Origin of the sequence: Lutibacter oricola, assembly GCF_900106565.1 — a bacterium.
Classification (GTDB): Bacteria; Bacteroidota; Bacteroidia; order Flavobacteriales; family Flavobacteriaceae; genus Lutibacter; species Lutibacter oricola.
In genome coordinates, this window is the sequence record NZ_FNNJ01000012.1 from 54251 (window position 1) to 73355 (window position 19105).

A 19105-nucleotide genomic window follows, 5' to 3' on the forward strand; every position below is an offset into this window, starting at 1 on the left:
AACTGGTTTACCAATATTATAAAGTATGAAATTAGATATTTTAACAAAAAATGATAATAGAGTAGTTCAAAATTCAATCATTTCTCAAATAAGAGATCTAATTAATTTCAAAAATTTGGAACCCGGAGATAAACTACCTTCTGAAAGAATGCTTTCTGAAAAGTTTGAAGTATCTAGAAACAACATTCGTGAAGCAATTCAAAAATTAGAATTTTATGGTTTATTAAAATCAATACCTCAAAGCGGAACATTTATAGCTAATATAGGTGGGGTTGCTTTAAATGGTATGGTTGATGACATTTTAAGATTAGAAGATCCTGATTTTAAATCGTTAGTTGAAACCAGAATTTTATTAGAATTAAAAACAGCTAGATTAGCGGCTTTAAGAAGAAGTGAAGATGATTTAATTCAACTTGAAGAAGCTTTAAATGCTTATAAAGAAAAAGTATTGAATAGTGAAGATGCAGTTGAAGAAGATTTACTCTTTCATTTAGCAATTGCAAAAGCTGCAGGAAACAGTACTTTAAATACATTAATGTTAATGATAACACCTGAAATTATTACAAACTTTGAAGCATATCATGTATGTGATAAAAGTCAAGCTAGAGCAGGTATTATTGAACATGAAAATATTTTTGAAGCAATTAAAGAGCAAGACCCTAAAAAAGCAAAAGAAATGATGAAAGTTCATTTTAGTGTATTATACCAATACTGTTATAGTAAAAAGTAATACCTAAATTTTAGTTTAATAAGTTGCACCTTATTAAATTAAAAAAAGAAAATAAAGGAGGGAAGTAATCGGTAAACTGCATTTACTGTGTAATTTAAATATTACCAATAACTACTATTTATTCGTATTACAGGTTAACTATAAACTAGTTAACGCTAATAGAGAACCTATAATTTAAAAATAATATAAATGAAAATAAAAGGATTAAGATGGTGGGTAATTGCTTTAATAGCTTTAGCAACCGTAATTAACTATATAGACAGACAAGCTCTTGTAGTTTTATGGCCTAGTATATCTGAAGATCTATACCCAGATAAAACAATGACAGAAAGAAAAGAAATCTATGCACTAATTTCTGTAGTGTTTATGTTTTCGTATGCTTTCGGACAATCAATTTTTGGAAAAATATTTGATAAAGTTGGTACTCGTATTGGATTTGTTTTATCAATTGGTTTTTGGTCTCTTTCTACGGCGCTACATGCGTTGGCAAAAGGTGTATTAAGTTTTGCGTTTTTTAGAGCAATTTTAGGAGTTTCAGAAGCAGGAAACTGGCCTGGAGCAGCTAAAGGTAATGCAGAATGGTTTCCGGCAAGTGAAAGAGCCTTTGCACAAGGGTTATTTAATTCTGGAGCAGCTATTGGTGGAATTGTTGCCATACCAACTATTGCGTATTTAACAGTTCATTTTAGTTGGCAAATGATTTTTGTTATTATTGGACTTATCGGTTTACTATGGTTAGTTCCTTGGTTATTTATCGTAAAAGCTCCACCAAAAAGTCATCCTTGGTTAACTGATGAAGAAAAGAACTACATATTATGTGGTCAAAAAGAAGAAGTTGAAGAAACTGATGATGTTGATGAATATAACCCGCCAGTGAAAGAATTACTTTCTCGTAAACAAAGTTGGGGTGTTATTATAGCATCAGCAGCAATTGACCCAATATGGTGGTTATTTGTATTCTGGATTCCATTATACCTTTCTGAAGTATATAATATGGACGTTAAATCTATTGGTATCTACGGATGGGTTCCTTATGTAGGAGCAATGTTAGGTGCTTGGTTTGGTGGTTTATTAGCTCAAAACAGGTTAAAAGCTGGTTGGAATGTAAATAAAACACGTAAAATGGTAATAACTTTAGGTTGTATTATTATGCTTCCTGCATTATTAGCTTTATCAAATCCAGGATCTCCAATTGCAGCCGTTTTAATTATGGCAGCAGTACTTTTCGGATTTCAAACAGCAATTGGTAATGTACAAACACTTCCAAGTGATTTATTTGGTAAGAAAACAGTAGGAACACTTTCTGGTTTTGCTGGTACGGCAGCCAAATTAACAGGAGCAGGTTTAGTAGCATTGGTACCTATGTTAACAGCAGGTGGTAATTATACTCCAGCATTTATTATTGGTGCAGCGTTAGCGTTTATTGTATTTGCAAGTGTTTGGGTTCTAATACCAAAAATAGAGGCGCTTAAGCCAAAACAATAAATAAGATTTAGAGATTAAAGTATTAAAATTATAAAATAAAAAAAAATGAGTAATTTAAACAAAAAAGTAGCTGTAGTTACTGGAGCAACTGGAGGAATTGGATTCCAGGTAGCTAAAAGATTAGGTAAAGACGGGTATGCTGTAGTTTTAAACGGTATTGAAGACGAAGAAGGAGCTAAACGAGTTGAAGAACTTACTGCAGAAGGAATTACTGCAGAATACTTTGGATTTGATGTAACAAGTGATGATGCAGTAACTTCAAACATTAAAGCTATTGGTGAAAAATATGGGAAAATAGATGTACTTGTAAATAATGCAGGTGGTTTAGGTGGAAGATCTAGATTTGAAGAAATGACAACTGAATTTTATAGATTTGTTATGGCTTTAAACCTTGATTCTGTATTTTTTGCTTCAAGAGCAGCAATTCCTTTCCTTAAAAAAGGAGATAACCCAACAATTATTAACTATACGTCAAATGCTGGGTGGAATGCAGGTGGACCTGGAGCTGGAATTTATGGAACTTCTAAAGCTGGTGTACACGCTATTACAAGAGCATTGGCAAAAGATTTAGCTGAGTATGGAATTAGAGTTAACGCTGTATCTCCTGGTACAATTGATACTCCTTTTCACGCTCAAATTAAAGCTACAAAACCAGAAGTTTTTGCTTCTTGGGCAAATAACATTATGTTAGGTAGATTAGGACAGCCAGAAGAAGTTGCTTCTGTTGTATCTTTCTTAGCTAGCACAGATGCTGCTTTTATAACTGCTGAAACTATCCAAATAGGTGGTGGACAAGCATTAGGTATTTAAATCAATCAATATTTATATTAAAAAGGGGCGTAGTTTTTAACTACGTCCCTTTTGCTTTTTAGTACTCAAAGTATACTTTTTAATTTCTCTCAATTTTTAAAACATAAGCAAACTCACACGGTTTTTTCTTTGGAAATTTAACCACTAAACCTTTTTCTGTTTGTTTCCAACTTAGTTTTTCTTTTGAACCTAGCAACTTAATTGATTTAATATCATTAGGGTATAACTTCCCTTTACTTCCCAGGGTTCTAACTTCAACCTGTTCTCCTGGCCAGTCCATACAAATAGCGTATAAGTATTTACCATTTTGAGTAAATCGGATATCTTTTGCGGTATATTTAGGTATTAATTCTCCATGTTTTTTACCTTGTCCGTGATGCCCAGGATTTGTTACTTCCGTTGGTCCTTCACCAAAAAACACCCACGGAATTGTATTATAGATAGCTTCACCATTTATTTTTAACCAAGCACCCATTGCATACAATTCTTTTTTTGTTTCTTCCGGAAAAGTACCATCAGCCATTGGCGGAACATTTAATAGCATTCGTCCATTTTTACTAGTCATATCAATTAGCATATCAATAAGTGTTGCTGCAGGTTTAACTTTATTTACGGGATTATAAAACCAAGTTGTTTTCCATTCAAAATGGCGTTGCATATTTACGTCAGACATCCAAGGATCGTATTGTAAACCAATTAAATTTCCATCTTCAATATCTCTTACGCCAATACCTGTTGGAATATCGTGTGTTTTATAAATAACTTCAACACCTTTATTCCACTCAATACCTTTATTAAAAAAGTGGCTAATCATTTTTTGTTGATACTTTTCAGGAGCACTTCTTAACTCATTATTACCTTCAGGTAACAATCGCCCATTGCTAGCGTGTCCTTTTAATTCAGCAGGTACAGTACCTCCAAAACCAGTGTCAAACCAAATCATATCTGGTTTGTAATTGTTAATAGCTTCTGTAATACGGTCAAACCAAGCATCGAAAATAGCTTCTGAAATTCTACCATTATTAGAAGTTGCATAAACAGAATTATCTTTATTTGGATCAAGGTTTGTTTTATTTTTCCAAGATAATTGTCCCCACATTCTACTCCAAAAATCTCCTGTATGAAATGAAGAAATAACAGGCATACCTCTTTTACGAAGTTCTTTAGCAAGAGAACCATATATATCTACTTTGGGGCCTTTATTTACCGAATTCCAATCTGTAAGTTTACTATTCCAATTTAACAAACCACTTCCGTGCCAAGCAACAGGACCTCCAAATTGAGCACCAGCAGCTTCAAATAAATCTACCCATTCTTTTGCGTCAAATTTTTCTCCTTTCCATTTTTCAATGGCTTCTATTCTTGTAATATTTTCATTGCCAGGTAAGCGCTCAACTGTTTGAGGCCCCCAATGACAATAAATTCCAAATTTTAGTCCATCAAACCATTCAGGTGTGTTGTGTTTTCTTAATGAAGACCAATTTGCTTCGTATTTTTTATCCTTTTTTGAAGTTTGAGCTATTGTATAATAAGAATTTCCTATGGAAAAAATAAGAAGAACTATAGAAATAAAATTTTTCATTATTATTTTTTTATGATGTTTAATTCAATTTTACAGCTTTTTTAGAAGTATTATTTGAATGTTTAATTACTTTTAAAATTAATTGTGGTTGATTCTAAACCTTTCGAGGTTATAGATAACTTAATATTTCCAGCTTTTTGTGTAGATTGAATAATAGCTAAACATTTACCATTAAAAGCAGTGCGTTGCTTTGCTTTAAACGGTTCCAAGCCCATATTATCACCATTTGCAACACCAGAAATTATTGCAGCCCCTTCAACATTAAATTTCAATAAATTGTTAGCAGTTGGTACTTCATTTCCATTTTTATCTAAAATAGTACATTCAACATAAATTAAATCTTGACCGTTAGCATTCATTTTTGTTCTTCGAGTTTCAATTTTAATTTTTGAAGGTTTACCTGCAGTTTTAACCATTTTTTCGGCAATAATTTTTCCGTTTTTGTAAGAAATTGCTTTTAGTTCTCCAGGTTTGTACACAACATTCCAAGTTTGGTATTCTACCTTTTCAGTATTATTCTTTTGTTTACCTAAAGATTTTCCATCTTGAAATAATTCAACCTCATCTCCATTTGTATAACTATAGACTGAAACTTTTTTTCCTTCCATTCCTTCTAAATTCCAATGAGGGAATATATGAACCATCGGTTTATTAGACCACTGACTTTGATAAAAATAGTAACCATCTTTTGGAAATCCTGCTAAATCAATAGGAGCAAAAGAAGATGAACGTGCAGGCCAACCAAACGGAATAGTTTCTCCAATATAATCCCAACCTGTCCAAATAAACATTCCCATTAAAAAAGGCGATTCTTTTACCAATCTCCAAGCTTCCATTCCAGCTTCACCACGTATATCTCTTTTTTCAACCCACTTATAAGCATCATCGTATTTATAGTTCAATTTATTCCACCATTGTTCTTTTTGTTTTCCATATAAATAAGTAGAACGAGGATAAAATGATTGTGCAGACTCGTGTTCTGTTATTACTGCCATTACATTAGGAAATTGTTCTCTTTCCCAATCCATACGGTCTTGTTTAATGTAATTATACCCATAAATATCACTTGTTGCAGCAGCTTCTTGATTTGGACGTTTCATATCCCAGTAACCGTGAACACCATTTGTTGCTGGGCGATAATCAAATTTATGAACTATATCCACCAAACGCTTTCCAATGGCAATTCCTGTTTCGTCTCGCATTTGATCAATTTCATTACCAATACTCCACATAATTACAGATGGATGATTTCTGTCGCGAAGGATAAAGTCTTCTAGATCTTTAGCTGCCCATTTTTTGAATAAATGTGCGTATTTGTGAACAGTAATCTTTTGTTTTTTTCCGTTTTGTGTAGTTGCAGGTTGTTTTGGTCGTTCCCATTCATCAAAGGCTTCATTCATTACCAAAAACCCCATTTCATCACAAATATTTAAAAATTCTTCAGAAAAAGGATTGTGAGCTGTACGTACAGAGTTACAACCCATTTCGCGTAATTTTTCTAACTGGCGTTCAATGGTTCTTTTATGAACTGCTGCGCCTAAAGGGCCACCATCGTGATGTAAACAAACTCCTTTTAATTTAACAGTTTTACCATTTAATTTGAAACCTTCAGTATGGTTGAATGTTAAAGTTCTAATACCAGTTTTAGTTGTTTCGGTATAAACTATTTTATTATTCTGAATTATTTCTGTTCTTATTGAATATTGATATGGATTATTTATATCCCATAAAGTTGGATTTTCAACCGTTAAAATGGATTTATGTTTAATGGATTCGTTCTTAGAAATTGCTTTAGACTCTTTTTTTGAAGTAATTAATTTTCCTGCTTCATTAAAAATAGAAACAGAAATATCGATATTTTCATTAGTGTCAAAATCATTTTTTACAGTTGTTTCAACATTAATTTCAGCTTTGCTATTTTTAATTTTATTAGCTACAATGTAGTTACCCCAAACTGGAATGTATAATTTATTGGTTGTAATTAAATGAACGTGACGATAAATTCCTGTTCCCGTGTACCAACGTGAGCCTGGTTGCTTAGAATTATCCAATTTTACTGTAATTACGTTTTCTTTTCCAAAGTTTATATGCTCAGTCATATCATAATAAAAAGCAATGTAACCAAATGGTCGTTTTCCTAATAATTTTCCATTGATATATACTTCAGAATTTCGGTAAGCACCATCAAAATAAATAACAATTCGTTTGTTTTTATCTGTTGAAGGTACTGTAAACGTTTTTCTATAAGCTACTTTTCCTGTTGGAAGCCATCCACCACGAGAAAATGATGGATTATTTTTACTGAAATTTCCTTCAATACTCCAATCGTGTGGAAGATTTACTGTTCTCCATTTGGAGTCATCAAAGTTAGATTTTTCAACATTTTCAATATCTCCAGCGTAAAATTTCCAATCAAAATCAAAGTTTTCTTTGGTGTTTTTTGTTGGTGTTTTACTGCACGACAATAAAATTATGGACAAAAGTATTAAGAGTGTATTTTTCATTAGTTTTAGCTGTTAATATTTTTTAAAAGTGTTTTTGCTTCAAAAAACACTAATTATTATTTTTTTGAATTTACTTCTCCAGCACTAGTTTTTTTCATAATAACCTCACGAGCTTTTTTCATTTTACCAATGTTAGGTAAATGTGCATCTGGCCAATGGTTTTTAACATTGTCTTTATTCCAATTATCGTAATCAGATTTTAGTTCTTTTACTTTTTTAGGTAAAGTAGTAACTAAATTCTTTTGCTCATATGGATCTTCTTTTAAATTGAAAAGAAATAACTCATCTCTAACAGCTTCTTTTACTAATTTGTAATCACCTTTTCTAACGGCAAATCCAGCTCCATCACTATAGCGCCAAAACAGCTTTTCGTGAGTTGTTTTATTAGTTGCTTCACCTTTTACAAACGGAATTAAATCGACTCCATCAAGGTCTTTTTTAGGATTAATGTTGGCAGCTTTCATAACCGTTGAAAATATATCATAAGCTATTACTGGTTCATCCATTTTATTACCACCTTCAAACCCTGCAGGCCAAGACATTAAAAAAGGAACTCGAATACCACCTTCAAACAACAAACCTTTTTGTCCACGATAAGGACTTTGGTCAGAACCTTTTCCGTGACCACCATTATCGCTGTAGAAAAAGATTAAAGTATTCTCATATTCGCCCGTTTTTTTCAATTGTTCAATTACTTTTCCAATACCAACATCCATTCCAGAAACCATTGCTCCATAAGCAGCTCTTTCTCCTTGTTCTATATGATCTACAGTTTTAAGATATTCTTTTGTAGCTTGAATTGGAGCGTGAGGCGCATTGTATGCCAAATACATAAAGAATGGTTTTTCTGATTTGCTATAATTGTTTATATATTCAACTGCCGCGTTAGAAAAATCATCGGTTAAATAACTTAAATTTTCTAAAGGTTCAGGTTTACCATTACGCATAATTTGATGCCAAGTATTAAAACCCTTTCCCCAAGATTTTCCCCAAAAATTTCTTGAACCACCAGCAAAACCAAACCAGTCGTCAAAACCTCTTCCGTTTGGCCAATATTCTGGAGTGTTTCCTAAATGCCATTTTCCAATAGCACAAGTTTGATAACCATTTTCTTGAAGTACTTCTGAAATCATTTTTTCATCTAATGGAACTCCTGGAATTGGTCCGTCAAAACCTTTCCCAATGTTGTTTTCACACCCAAAGCGTTGCTGATACCTACCAGCTAATAATCCAGAACGACTTGGCCCACAATAAGAATGTGATGCATAGCCGTTTGTAAATGAAACACCTTGGTTTGCTAAGGCATCTAAATTTGGTGTAGGAATATCTGTACTTCCATTAAAACCAACATCTGCCCAGCCTAAATCATCTGCTAAAATAATTATTACGTTGGGTTTTTCTTTTTTTGTATTGGCTGTAGTAATTTTATTTTCTGTTTGTTTTGGGGAGCAACTAACAATTAATATTAAAAATGAAACGAATAATGTGTTTTTAATCATGTTAAAAAGTTTAGTTATGTTAAATACTTACTTTCAAATTTAGTGTTAAACTATAAAAATAAATTTTAAACCATCTATATTAAAACTATACTATTGTTAAATACGCTTACATTATAACTTTATTTGTACATATTTAAACATATGTTATACAGCCCAAAGGCATTAATATTAAAATGCTAAGTTGTTAAGAAATAATTTACCTGAAAAAACAAAACACTAAGTAGTACTTTTAAGCAACGAAATAAAAAAATAGGGGATAATTTTTACCTTAGATTTATCCAAGCAAACAATTAGTGTTATATGCAATTATAAAAGTTACATTTTATATTAACTCCTAATGATTTAAAAGTTTGTGTACTTATAAAACTCAATTTCTATAGTAAAGAAATGTAGTATATACTTGGAATATCTCTTCATAGTGTACATATGACTTAGTCTAGAATTAGAAAGATAACGTGTCTAGTTAGAGAAGATAGTTTAAGTAGTTATTTGTTTAAAATATAAATTAATAGTTATACTATTTTGGATTATAATTTTGCTTTAGATTAAAGGTGTTGAGTATTTTTGAATTTAAAATAAATATTATGACACTAAAAAATATTTCCATAGCCCTAATAGGTATAAGTCTTTTTTCTTGCGGTTCGGTACCGACTGTAGAAAAAGAACCTGTTTTACAAAGTAAAGATCATATTGAAACAATTGCTTTACCGGATAATTTAAATGATGGAACTGTTTGGGAGTTTCAATCTGATTTGTCTGATGATTTTAACTACAAATTTGCTCCGAGTAACGAAAAAACAAATTTTGGAAACGGCAAGTGGTATAATTTTTACCAAAGTAAATGGGATGGCCCTGGAACAACTTACTGGAAATACAATCACGTATCTGTAGATGGGAATGATTTATTAATAACTTCATCGCGTTGGGATGGCGATAATGAAGATGCACCAGTTGCATTTCAGTCTAATAAAATGAACAAGCCTAATGAAGGAGTTAGTGCTGGTTGTATTACGTCTAACAAGCAAGTTTTATATCCTATTTTTATTGAATCAAAATCAAGTGTAGCAGATATTGTATTGGCTTCAGATGTTTGGTTGTTAAGTCCAGATGCTACTCAAGAAATTGATATTATGGAGTGTTACGGAGGTAAAGAGCCTGGTAATGAGTATTTTGCTAAATCTATACATATAAGTCATCATTCTTTTATTAGAAAACCATTTACAGATTATCAGCCAAGAGATAAAGGGGCTTGGTATCAGCAAAAAGATGTTTCTGGTTGGGGTGAATACTGTTGGAATAATAGTGATAGAAAATATGTAAGAACTGGAGTTTATTGGAAAAGCCCTATACATTTTGAACATTATATTGAAGGTGAGTTGGTGCGTGTTTTATATGATAAAGCATTAGTTACAAGAACAATAAATGGTAAGTGGGAGTATGGTTATCCAACAATGACAAATGGTAAATTAGATGTTGAGTATGGAAAGCAAAAAATTAAAAAGTTTAGTACACTAGATGTTTATTCTTTTGAAGAATTAAAAAAAGCAAGTGCAGCATCATCAGTAAGTATTATTGATCCGTATGAATATCAAGGAGGAAAAGGATTTACAAAACCATTAAATATAATTATAAACTTAGAATCTCAAGATTGGCATGTAAAAGCAGGTAGAACACCAACGGATGCTGATTTAAAAAATAAAGATAAAAACACAATGAAAGTTGACTGGTTTAGAGTATTTAAACCAAAAAAATAGAATAAGCTTCACAAAAATTATTGTTTATAAAAACAAATTTTTTAGTAATTATATTATTAATAAGTTTAAAATTCTATAGTCAATAAGAATAATAGTTAAAAAAGCCCTTACAATTGTAAGGGCTTTTTTGGGCTATTGTTTTACTCGGTACAATTAGTTATCAGATAATGTGTATGTGATAGTTAATGTTGTGGACTCGTCGAAATTTAGGTTAGCATACGCATCTTTATTATCGCTTTGAGTAATTCTGTAAGTAAGGTTATGTCCTTTTTTAGCACCGTTTCCAGTATAAGCACTTCCTATTCCTTTAATAATGTTTGTTGCTTTTTTGTTGTTTAATACAATTGAATTTTCAGCAATTTCTCCCATTGTTCCTTCGCCATCTCCTTCGTATTTATTAGCAGATACAGTTAAGTCAATTCCGTTAGGTACATCACCATCTGTAATTTGAACTGTAATTGCTCTTGAAGATTCATTACCAACTATTGAAGAGTAGTTTAACCATAAATCACTATTAGATTGGTTGAATTCTACTTTTTCTCCTGCTTCTGTTGGTGCAGTTGCTTTTAATGAAATTGCTTTAGCTGCTGTAGATTCAATATCTAATAAAGCTACTTGTGGAATTCCTATAGATAATAAGTGTGCATCTTTTTCAGTGTCTTGTGCAAATGCACTTGAAGTTGCTATAAATAATACTGTTGCGAATAATAATTTAGTAATTTTCATAATTTAAGGTTTTATATATTTTGTTAAATAATTGTCCAACTTTGTTGTTGATTACGATGCAAATATATAGCTAGGTAACAGCCTAAAACTTAAAATTAGTTTACTAGAAAATAACTGTCGATGAATGGTGAATTTATAAAGTTAAACATAAAATAAATTGTTTGAAGTATAGTTTATTGTAGTTTAATAAGTAAACAGAAGCGTATAATATGTGGTATTTTGAGTAATAATATTGTATTATTGTATAAGTATTTAAATATTACATTTACGTGAATTTTATTAAATCTACCTACATATTTTTTATCTTTTTTAGTGTAACAGTTATAAAAGCACAAGAATTACCTCCTATAGTTAATTATACACCTCAAGATTATTCAGGAAGAAATCAAAATTGGAAAATAGATCAATCTTCAGAAGGTTATTTATATATTGGTAATAACAGTGGCTTGTTGGAATATAATGGAGCAAATTGGAGTTTGTACCCAACCAAAAATAATTCAAGTATAAGAGCCGTAAAAATTATTAAGAATAAAATTTTTACAGGTTGTTATATGGATTTTGGTTATTGGTTAAAAAATGACTTTGGAAATTTATGTTACATTTCATTAATAAATAAGCTAGATAAACCTTTATTAGAAGATGAAACATTCTGGAATATTTTAAATTTTGAAGAGTATGTTTTATTTCAATCGCTAAGTAGAATCTACATTTATAGTGTAAAAGACGAAACTTTTAAGGTAATTGAAGCACCATCTAAAAGAGCTGTGTTATTTAAAGTAGGAGATTATGTTTACTTTCAAAAATCTAACGAAGGAATTTTTAGGATTGAAAATGGAAAAGCAGTTTTAGTGTCGGATAATGAGGTAGTTAAAAATCAAGAAATTATTGGAGCTTTTTTTGTAGATAAAAAACCTCTTTTTATAACAAACAATGGCAAGTTTTATTTTTTTGAAGACAATAAGGTTGTAAAATGGAATGTAAATTCTGAAGAAGAGTTAAAGAACCGTAATATATATAGTAGTTTACAATTGTCTGACGGAAGTTTTGTATTGGGTACTGTTTCCAATGGGCTGTATCATATAGATTCAAAAGGTGGATTACTTAAAAATATTAATAAAGAAAATGGTCTTTTAAACAATACTGTATTGTGTGTTTATGAGGATATAGACAAAAACGTATGGTTAGGTTTAGATAATGGTGTTTGTACTATAAATTTAAATTCACCTTTTAATGTGTATAATGATGTTAAGGGGAATTTAGGTTCGGTTTATGCATCTGTAATTTATAAAAATAAACTCTACTTGGGTACCAATCAAGGTTTGTTTTATACTACGCTAAACTCTAATAAAGAGCCAGTTTTTATTAAAAATACGCAAGGACAAGTATGGTTTTTAAAAGTGGTAGATAATACATTATTCTGCGGTCATAATACTGGAACTTTTACAATAAAAGATAATAAAGCAACTAAAATATCAGATTTTCCTGGAGCTTGGGATGTTAAAAAAATAGAAGGACAAGAAAACTTGTTATTGCAAGGGAATTATAATGGAATTTGTGTTTTAGAAAAAGTAAATACTAAATGGAAATTTAGAAATAAAATTGAAGGTTTTGATATTTCTAGTCGATTTTTTGAATTTATAGCTCCTACTGAATTATTAATTAATCACGAGTATAAAGGTGTTTTTAGAATTAAGTTTAATAATGAATTAACTAAAGTAATTTCTAAAATAAAATCAAAACCTTTTGGTGAAGAATCTAGTTTAGTAGTTTTTAATAATACTATTTTACACGCTTCAAATAACGGTGTTTTTAAATTTAGCAAAAAGAAGAACGATTTTGTGAAGGACACCATTTTATCTTCATTATTATATTCAGAGAATAATCCGATTAAAGGAAATTTAATCTCGGATAATACCAATAAATTATGGGGGTTTTCAAATAATAATATTGTTTTTGTAAAACAAGATGCTTTTAATAATAAACCTAAAAGAATTAATATTCCTGTAGAAAAATCATACAATTCAAGTATGGTTATTGCTGGTTTCGAAAATTTAAGGCATATACAAAATGAAGAATATTTAGTTGGTAATTCAAGTGGTTTTACTGTTTTAAATACAGATAGAATAAAAACCAACTCTTATAACGTAGCAATAAATTCAGTATACAAGCAAGAGTTAAATTATAATAAACAACAATTAGCTCTAAACAAAACAAATAGCTTAAAGGCAACTGAAAATAATGTATACATTGCTTTTAGCGTGCCTGTATACGATAAAAATACAGAGGTTAATTACCAATACAGATTAAAAGGTTTTTACGATGAATGGGGAAGCTGGTCTAATGAATCTAGTACTTCATTTAAAAACTTACCTTTTGGAACTTATAATTTTGAAGTAAAAGCGAAAATAGGAAATAAGATTTCAGAAAATATTGCAACATATTCATTTAGAATAGAAAGACCATGGTATTTATCTAACATAGCTATAGTATTGTATTCTATTACTTTTATTCTACTATTTTTATTAGTTCATAATTTGTATAAGCGTTATTTTAATAAGCAAAAATTAGCACTAGTAAAAAAGAAGCAAAGAGAGTTTGCAGTTTCTCAATTAGAGAGTGATAAGGTTATAATGAAGTTGAAGAATGAAAAGTTAAAAAATGAAGTAGATAGTAAAACCAGAGAATTATCTGTTTCAACAATGAGTATTATTAAAAAGAATGAATTACTTAACACTATAAAAAAAGAATTACTAGTGTTAAAAAGCAATAAAGAAATAACACCTGTTATAAAAATTATAAATAAAAATCTTTCACCAAATAGTGATTGGGAAATGTTTGAAGAAGCATTTAATAATGCCGACACTGATTTTTTAAAGAAAATAAAAGAGATTCATCCAAATTTAACTCCAAACGATTTAAGATTGTGTGCTTATTTGCGTTTAAATCTTTCTTCTAAAGAAATAGCTCCTTTATTAAATATTTCACCTCGAAGTGTTGAGATAAAACGTTACAGATTGCGAAAAAAAATTGAGTTACCTCACGAAAAAAGCCTTGTAGAGTATATTTTAGAAATTTAAGCACTGCTACAAAGTAAAAAAACACCTATACATTACCACAACATATAGCAAACTATAAGGTTATAGTGAAAATAATTTAACACTTTAATAACAAAAAAATAAAAGTTAAAACGAGTATTGAAGCCCTTGTTATTATTGGAAAGTATGCTAAATTAACAAGTAAATGTGTAAAATTTACATTTAAAAATAATTGTAGCTGTATGATTTTTGTATAGGTGTGTTTTATAAAATGGATAAAGTTTAGAAGTAAATTTAACTAAACTTAATTATTCATTATATGAAATCATTTATTATAACATTTATTCTAAGTTTTATGGGCTTGTATGTATCCGCCCAAACTTATGAATTAAAAGGAACCGTAACTGATGCTACCGGAATGCCTCTTCCAGGCGTAACTATAGTTGTGAAAGACACATCTAAAGGAGCATCTACAGATTTTGACGGAAACTTTATTATTGCTAATGTAAATAAAGGTGAAACACTTGTTTTCTCCTACATTGGTTTTTCAAATAAAGAAATTGTTGTCGAAAACTCAAACAAATTAAATGTACAATTAGCTGAAGACACTCAAAGCTTAGATGAGGTTGTTGTAATTGGTTATGGTACTCAAAAAGTAACTAAAGTTTCTGGTGCTATTTCAACAGTAAAAGCAGCTTCTATCGAAAAATTGAAACCTCTAAGAGTTGAAGAAGCATTACAAGGTAGTGCATCTGGAGTTTCAGTAATTCAAGGTGGTGCTCCTGGAAGTAAACCAACTGTATTAGTACGTGGTATTCCTTCATTCTCAGGTGTAGATCCAGTAGTAATTATTGATGGTGTACCTCAAACATTAGATGATTTGAACTCAATTAGTTCTGCAGACATCGAATCTCTTAATATTTTAAAAGATGCAGCCTCTACAGCTATTTATGGTGTAAAAGGTGGTAATGGTGTTATTGTAGTAACTACTAAAGGAGGAAAAACAAATGAAAAAGCAGAATTTTCATTTAATACCTATACAGGTGTACAGTCTGTTTATAAAAAAGTAGGAGTTTTAAACGCAACAGAATATGCAACAATGCTTAATGAAGGTAGTGCAGCTGCTGGTGGAGAATTAATTTTTCCAAATATTTCTGGTTTAGGATTAGGAACAGATTGGCAAGATCAAGTTTTTAAAGATGCTCCAGTAACTTCTTATACATTATCTGCAAGAGGTGGAACAGAAAAAATAGGGTATTTCTTTTCTACAGGTTATTTAAGTCAAGGTGGTATTGTTGGAGGTGAAGATAAATCTAACTTCAACAGAATGAATTTTACAGCAAATGTAGATTTTCAATTAACACCAAAATTAAAATTTATACTTAACTCTAGTTATGCAAATATTAAAAGTAAATCAGTTGCAGAAAACTCATTCAACTCTATTTTAGGTAACGCATTAAATTTCGATCCTACGGTATCTGTTTATAATAACGATGCAAATGATTTTGCAACTTATGGTTATAGTAACTTATTGTTATCAGAAATTTTTAACCCAGTTCAACGTTTAGAAGATACTTATAATGAGAGTAATGGAGATAAATTTTATGGTAAATTCGAATTGCAATATGATATTTTAGAAAACCTTAAAATAACTTCTCGTTTTGGTTATACTAAATGGGATCAAGTAGGAAAAAGTTTTACACCACTTGCATATTATGGACCAAATAACGTATCGAGTGATTATTATTCAGATGGTACAGTTAAAACACAAGAAGTAGATAATGGAGACGGAACAACAAGTGTTATTCCATCATTCCATAATAGTGTAACAGAAAGTACAGAATCCAGTTTTAATTATACTTTTGAAACTTTTGCTAGTTACAATTTTGATATAAATGAAAAACATAATTTTGATGTTGTTTTAGGTATTTCTAGAAGTAAATCTACAGGAGATGGTTTTGGAACTACAAGACAAGATGTAAGAGATAATTCTTGGAATTGGGCAGATATAAGTGCCGCAACAGGAGTTAATACAGAATTAAATACGGATGCTTATACAGGTTATAGCTACCAAAATTTAGAGCGTAGAAACGTATCTTACTTTAGTAGAATTAATTATGATTATGAAGGAAAATATTTAGCTTCATTTTCAGCAAGACGAGATGGTTCTATAGCTTTTGGTAACGATAACAAGTTTGCTAATTTTTATGCAGGATCTTTAGGTTGGGTTGTTTCTAGCGAAGATTATTTTAATTCAGATGTAATAGATTTCTTAAAAGTAAGAGGTAGTTATGGTACTGTTGGTAACGAAAACGTAGACCCACAATATGTAAGTATTACAATTGGAGGTCCAAGTTATAATTCAACAGCAAATAGTAATGGATATACATTTGGAACTGAGTTTGTTTCTGGAGCAACTGTAAATTCATTTAGCAATACAACACTTAGTTGGGAGGAACAAACACAATACAATATTGGTTTCGATGCAACTATATTCGAAAATATTTCAATAACAGCAGATTACTTTAACAAATCTGTAGAAGGATTGTTATTTACAGATGCGCCACCATTATACGCAGGTACCTCAGAGCCAGTAACATCTAATATTGGTAGTACAGAAAGTAAAGGTTTTGATTTTACTTTAGGATATAAAAATGCTAGAAGTAACGAATTAAAATTCAATACATCAGTTACGTTTACATCTTCTAAAAACGAAGTTACAGAAACAAATAGTGATGGTACCGCATTTGTATCAGGAGGTTCTTACTTCAACGGTCAAAGCCACGATGCAACACGTTTCCAAAAAGGATATACACCAGGTTATTTTTATGGATATATTACTGATGGATTATTCCAAAATCAATCTGAAATTGATGCGCACGCTTCTCAAGATGGTGCACAACCTGGAGATATTCGTTATGTTGATTTTAATAACGATGGAGTTATTGATGATGAAGATAAAACTGAAATTGGAGATCCATTTCCAGAGTTTACAATAGGATGGAACCTTAATTTAAATTATAAAAACTTCGATTTCGGTATGTTTACATATGCTTCAGTAGGTAATGATATTTACAGAGCTTATGAACGTAACGCACAATACACAAATAAATTTAGAAATATTTTAGATAGATGGACAGGTGAAGGAACTACAAACGATGCTAATAACCCTCGTTATTCTTTTTCAGACTCTAATAGTAATATTAGACCATCAGATAGATATGTTGAAGACGGAAGTTTTATAAAAGTTAAGAGTTTAATTTTAGGGTATACATTACCAGAATCTTCTTCTTCATTCTTTAGTAAAGTACGTGTTTACGGACAAGCTAAAAATTTATTAACACTTACAGATTACACAGGTTACGACCCAGAAATTTCGGGAGGAATTTTAGATACAGGTGTAGATAGAGGTTCTTACCCACAAGCTAGAACATTTTTAGTTGGATTAGACCTTAAATTTTAATAACCATAAAATAATACAGTATGAAAAGTATAAAAAATAGTATTGGATTAATCATCATACTTTCAATCTTTATGGGTTGTTCAGATGTAGTTGATTTCGATCCGCATGACGAATATAATGTAACGGAGTTAGATTATTTAAAAACAGCAGATGATTACGAAACTATGGCTGTTAGTTGTTACACACCAACACAATGGTTAAACCAAATAGTTGTGGTTGGAGATATTGCTTCAGATAATGCAGTTGCAGGAGGAGAAAATGCTTCAGATGTTATTGCCTTACAGCAAATAGATGATTTTGAAGTGTTAACAAACAATAGTACGCTTGAAGACTTATATCTTTCTGCTTATGAAGGTATAAATAGAACCAACTATTTAATTGCCTATAAAGATGTAAATCTTGCAGGAGAAACTATTGAGTTTGAAGGTAAAGAAGCTCTTTTTGGTGAAGTTTATTTTTTAAGAGCATATTACTATTTCAATTTAGTAAAAATGTTTGGAGACGTTGTTCTTTTTACGGATCGTAAATTAGGATTAGAAGATTTTGGTTCTTTACAAAGATCTCCAAAGGAAGATGTTTACGCACAAATTGAGGCAGATTTGTTAAACGCAATTAGTGTGTTACCAACAACTGCAGCGCAACAAGGGCGAATTACAAAATATGCTGCACAGGCTTTACTTGGAAAAGTTTATTTATATGAAGAAAAATTCTCAGAGTCTGCTGCAATGTTAGAAAATGTTGTAAACGGACCATTTACTTTGGTAGAAAATTTTGACGATATCTTTTTATTAGCTGGAGAAAACGGAACAGAATCTGTTTACGAAGTTCAATACTCAAATGGTCAACCTTATTACAATTGGGGAGGTCAAACAAGAGGTCAAGGTAATTATGCTGTACAACAGTGTGGTGTTAGAGGATTTAGCGGAAGTGCAGATATGCCTTATAACGCAGGTTGGAGTACTAATTTACCAACTCAAGATTTAGCTGCTGCTTATGAAGAAGGTGATCAAAGAAAAAACGCTACAGTTTTTGATGTTGCTGCTTACGCTAATAACAATCCAAGTTTTGGAATAACGTTTCAAGAAGCACCTTATAAAAATACAGGTTTATACAATAAAAAGTATTTGCCAAGAAAAGGACAAACAAGCGGACAAGTTGAGTTGAATTACGAAAACAATCAACGTACAATTAGATATTCAGATGTGTTGTTAATGGCTGCCGAAGCAAATTTAAGAGGAGCCGCAGTTAACCAAGCAAAAGCACAAGCTTATTTAGATATGGTACGTGATAGAGCTTTTGGAGATGAAGACCACAGAGTTACAGCTACAGTACAAGCAGTTTGGGACGAAAGACGCTTAGAGTTAGCAATGGAAGGTGATCGTTTTTTCGATTTAGTAAGAACAGGACAAGCTTCTAGTATATTAGGAAGTGGTTATAACGCAGCTACAAACGGACTTTTCCCAATTCCACAAAGTGAAATTGAAGTTTCAGGCTTATCTCAAAATGCGGGATACTAA

The 19105-nt window shown here is 30.9% G+C and carries 11 protein-coding genes; 7 read left to right on the forward strand and 4 right to left on the reverse strand.

The window, feature by feature from the left end; translation table 11 throughout:
* The first annotated feature begins 25 nt into the window (after positions 1-25).
* The 3 genes from BLU40_RS15690 (at position 26) to BLU40_RS15700 (ending at position 3025) form a co-directional block, all read left to right on the forward strand.
* Positions 26-730 (forward strand): FadR/GntR family transcriptional regulator, encoded by a 705-nt coding sequence (locus BLU40_RS15690; RefSeq protein ID WP_090125844.1) that lies wholly within the window; start codon positions 26-28, stop codon positions 728-730.
* Between the two features lie 189 nt (positions 731-919).
* Positions 920-2215: an MFS transporter gene (locus tag BLU40_RS15695; protein WP_090125847.1), complete on the forward strand. Its 1296-nt coding sequence runs from the start codon at positions 920-922 to the stop codon at positions 2213-2215.
* 45 nt (positions 2216-2260) lie between these two features.
* Positions 2261-3025: an SDR family NAD(P)-dependent oxidoreductase gene (locus BLU40_RS15700; protein ID WP_090125850.1), complete on the forward strand. Its 765-nt coding sequence runs from the start codon at positions 2261-2263 to the stop codon at positions 3023-3025.
* Between the two features lie 79 nt (positions 3026-3104).
* Here BLU40_RS15700 and BLU40_RS15705 read toward each other — a convergent pair whose 3' ends face one another.
* From BLU40_RS15705 to BLU40_RS15715, 3 genes are all read right to left on the reverse strand, one after another.
* Positions 3105-4607: an alpha-L-fucosidase gene (locus tag BLU40_RS15705; protein WP_090125851.1), complete on the reverse strand. Its 1503-nt coding sequence runs from the start codon at positions 4605-4607 to the stop codon at positions 3105-3107.
* Positions 4608-4669: 62 nt separating this feature from the next.
* The gene (locus BLU40_RS15710; protein ID WP_090125853.1) at positions 4670-7111 is read right to left on the reverse strand and encodes a glycoside hydrolase family 2 TIM barrel-domain containing protein; all 2442 of its coding nucleotides are present in this window, start codon (positions 7109-7111) and stop codon (positions 4670-4672) included.
* A 56-nt stretch (positions 7112-7167) separates the two neighbouring features.
* On the reverse strand, positions 7168-8610 hold the full coding sequence (locus tag BLU40_RS15715) for a sulfatase family protein (RefSeq protein ID WP_090125856.1): 1443 nt from the start codon (positions 8608-8610) through the stop codon (positions 7168-7170).
* 584 nt (positions 8611-9194) lie between these two features.
* Here BLU40_RS15715 and BLU40_RS15720 point away from each other — a divergent pair.
* Positions 9195-10364, forward strand: a complete 1170-nt coding sequence (locus BLU40_RS15720) for a LamG domain-containing protein (RefSeq protein WP_090125859.1) — start codon at positions 9195-9197, stop codon at positions 10362-10364.
* A gap of 153 nt (positions 10365-10517) precedes the next feature.
* Here BLU40_RS15720 and BLU40_RS15725 read toward each other — a convergent pair whose 3' ends face one another.
* Positions 10518-11090, reverse strand: a complete 573-nt coding sequence (locus BLU40_RS15725; protein WP_090125863.1) for a hypothetical protein — start codon at positions 11088-11090, stop codon at positions 10518-10520.
* A 269-nt stretch (positions 11091-11359) separates the two neighbouring features.
* Between BLU40_RS15725 and BLU40_RS15730 the strand changes: the two genes are divergently transcribed.
* From BLU40_RS15730 to BLU40_RS15740, 3 genes are all read left to right on the forward strand, one after another.
* Positions 11360-14167, forward strand: a complete 2808-nt coding sequence (locus BLU40_RS15730; RefSeq protein ID WP_245729963.1) for a helix-turn-helix and ligand-binding sensor domain-containing protein — start codon at positions 11360-11362, stop codon at positions 14165-14167.
* Positions 14168-14444: 277 nt separating this feature from the next.
* On the forward strand, positions 14445-17588 hold the full coding sequence (locus tag BLU40_RS15735) for a SusC/RagA family TonB-linked outer membrane protein (RefSeq protein ID WP_090125865.1): 3144 nt from the start codon (positions 14445-14447) through the stop codon (positions 17586-17588).
* Positions 17589-17608: 20 nt separating this feature from the next.
* Complete coding sequence (locus tag BLU40_RS15740; protein WP_090125868.1) at positions 17609-19105, forward strand: RagB/SusD family nutrient uptake outer membrane protein; 1497 nt, start codon at positions 17609-17611, stop codon at positions 19103-19105.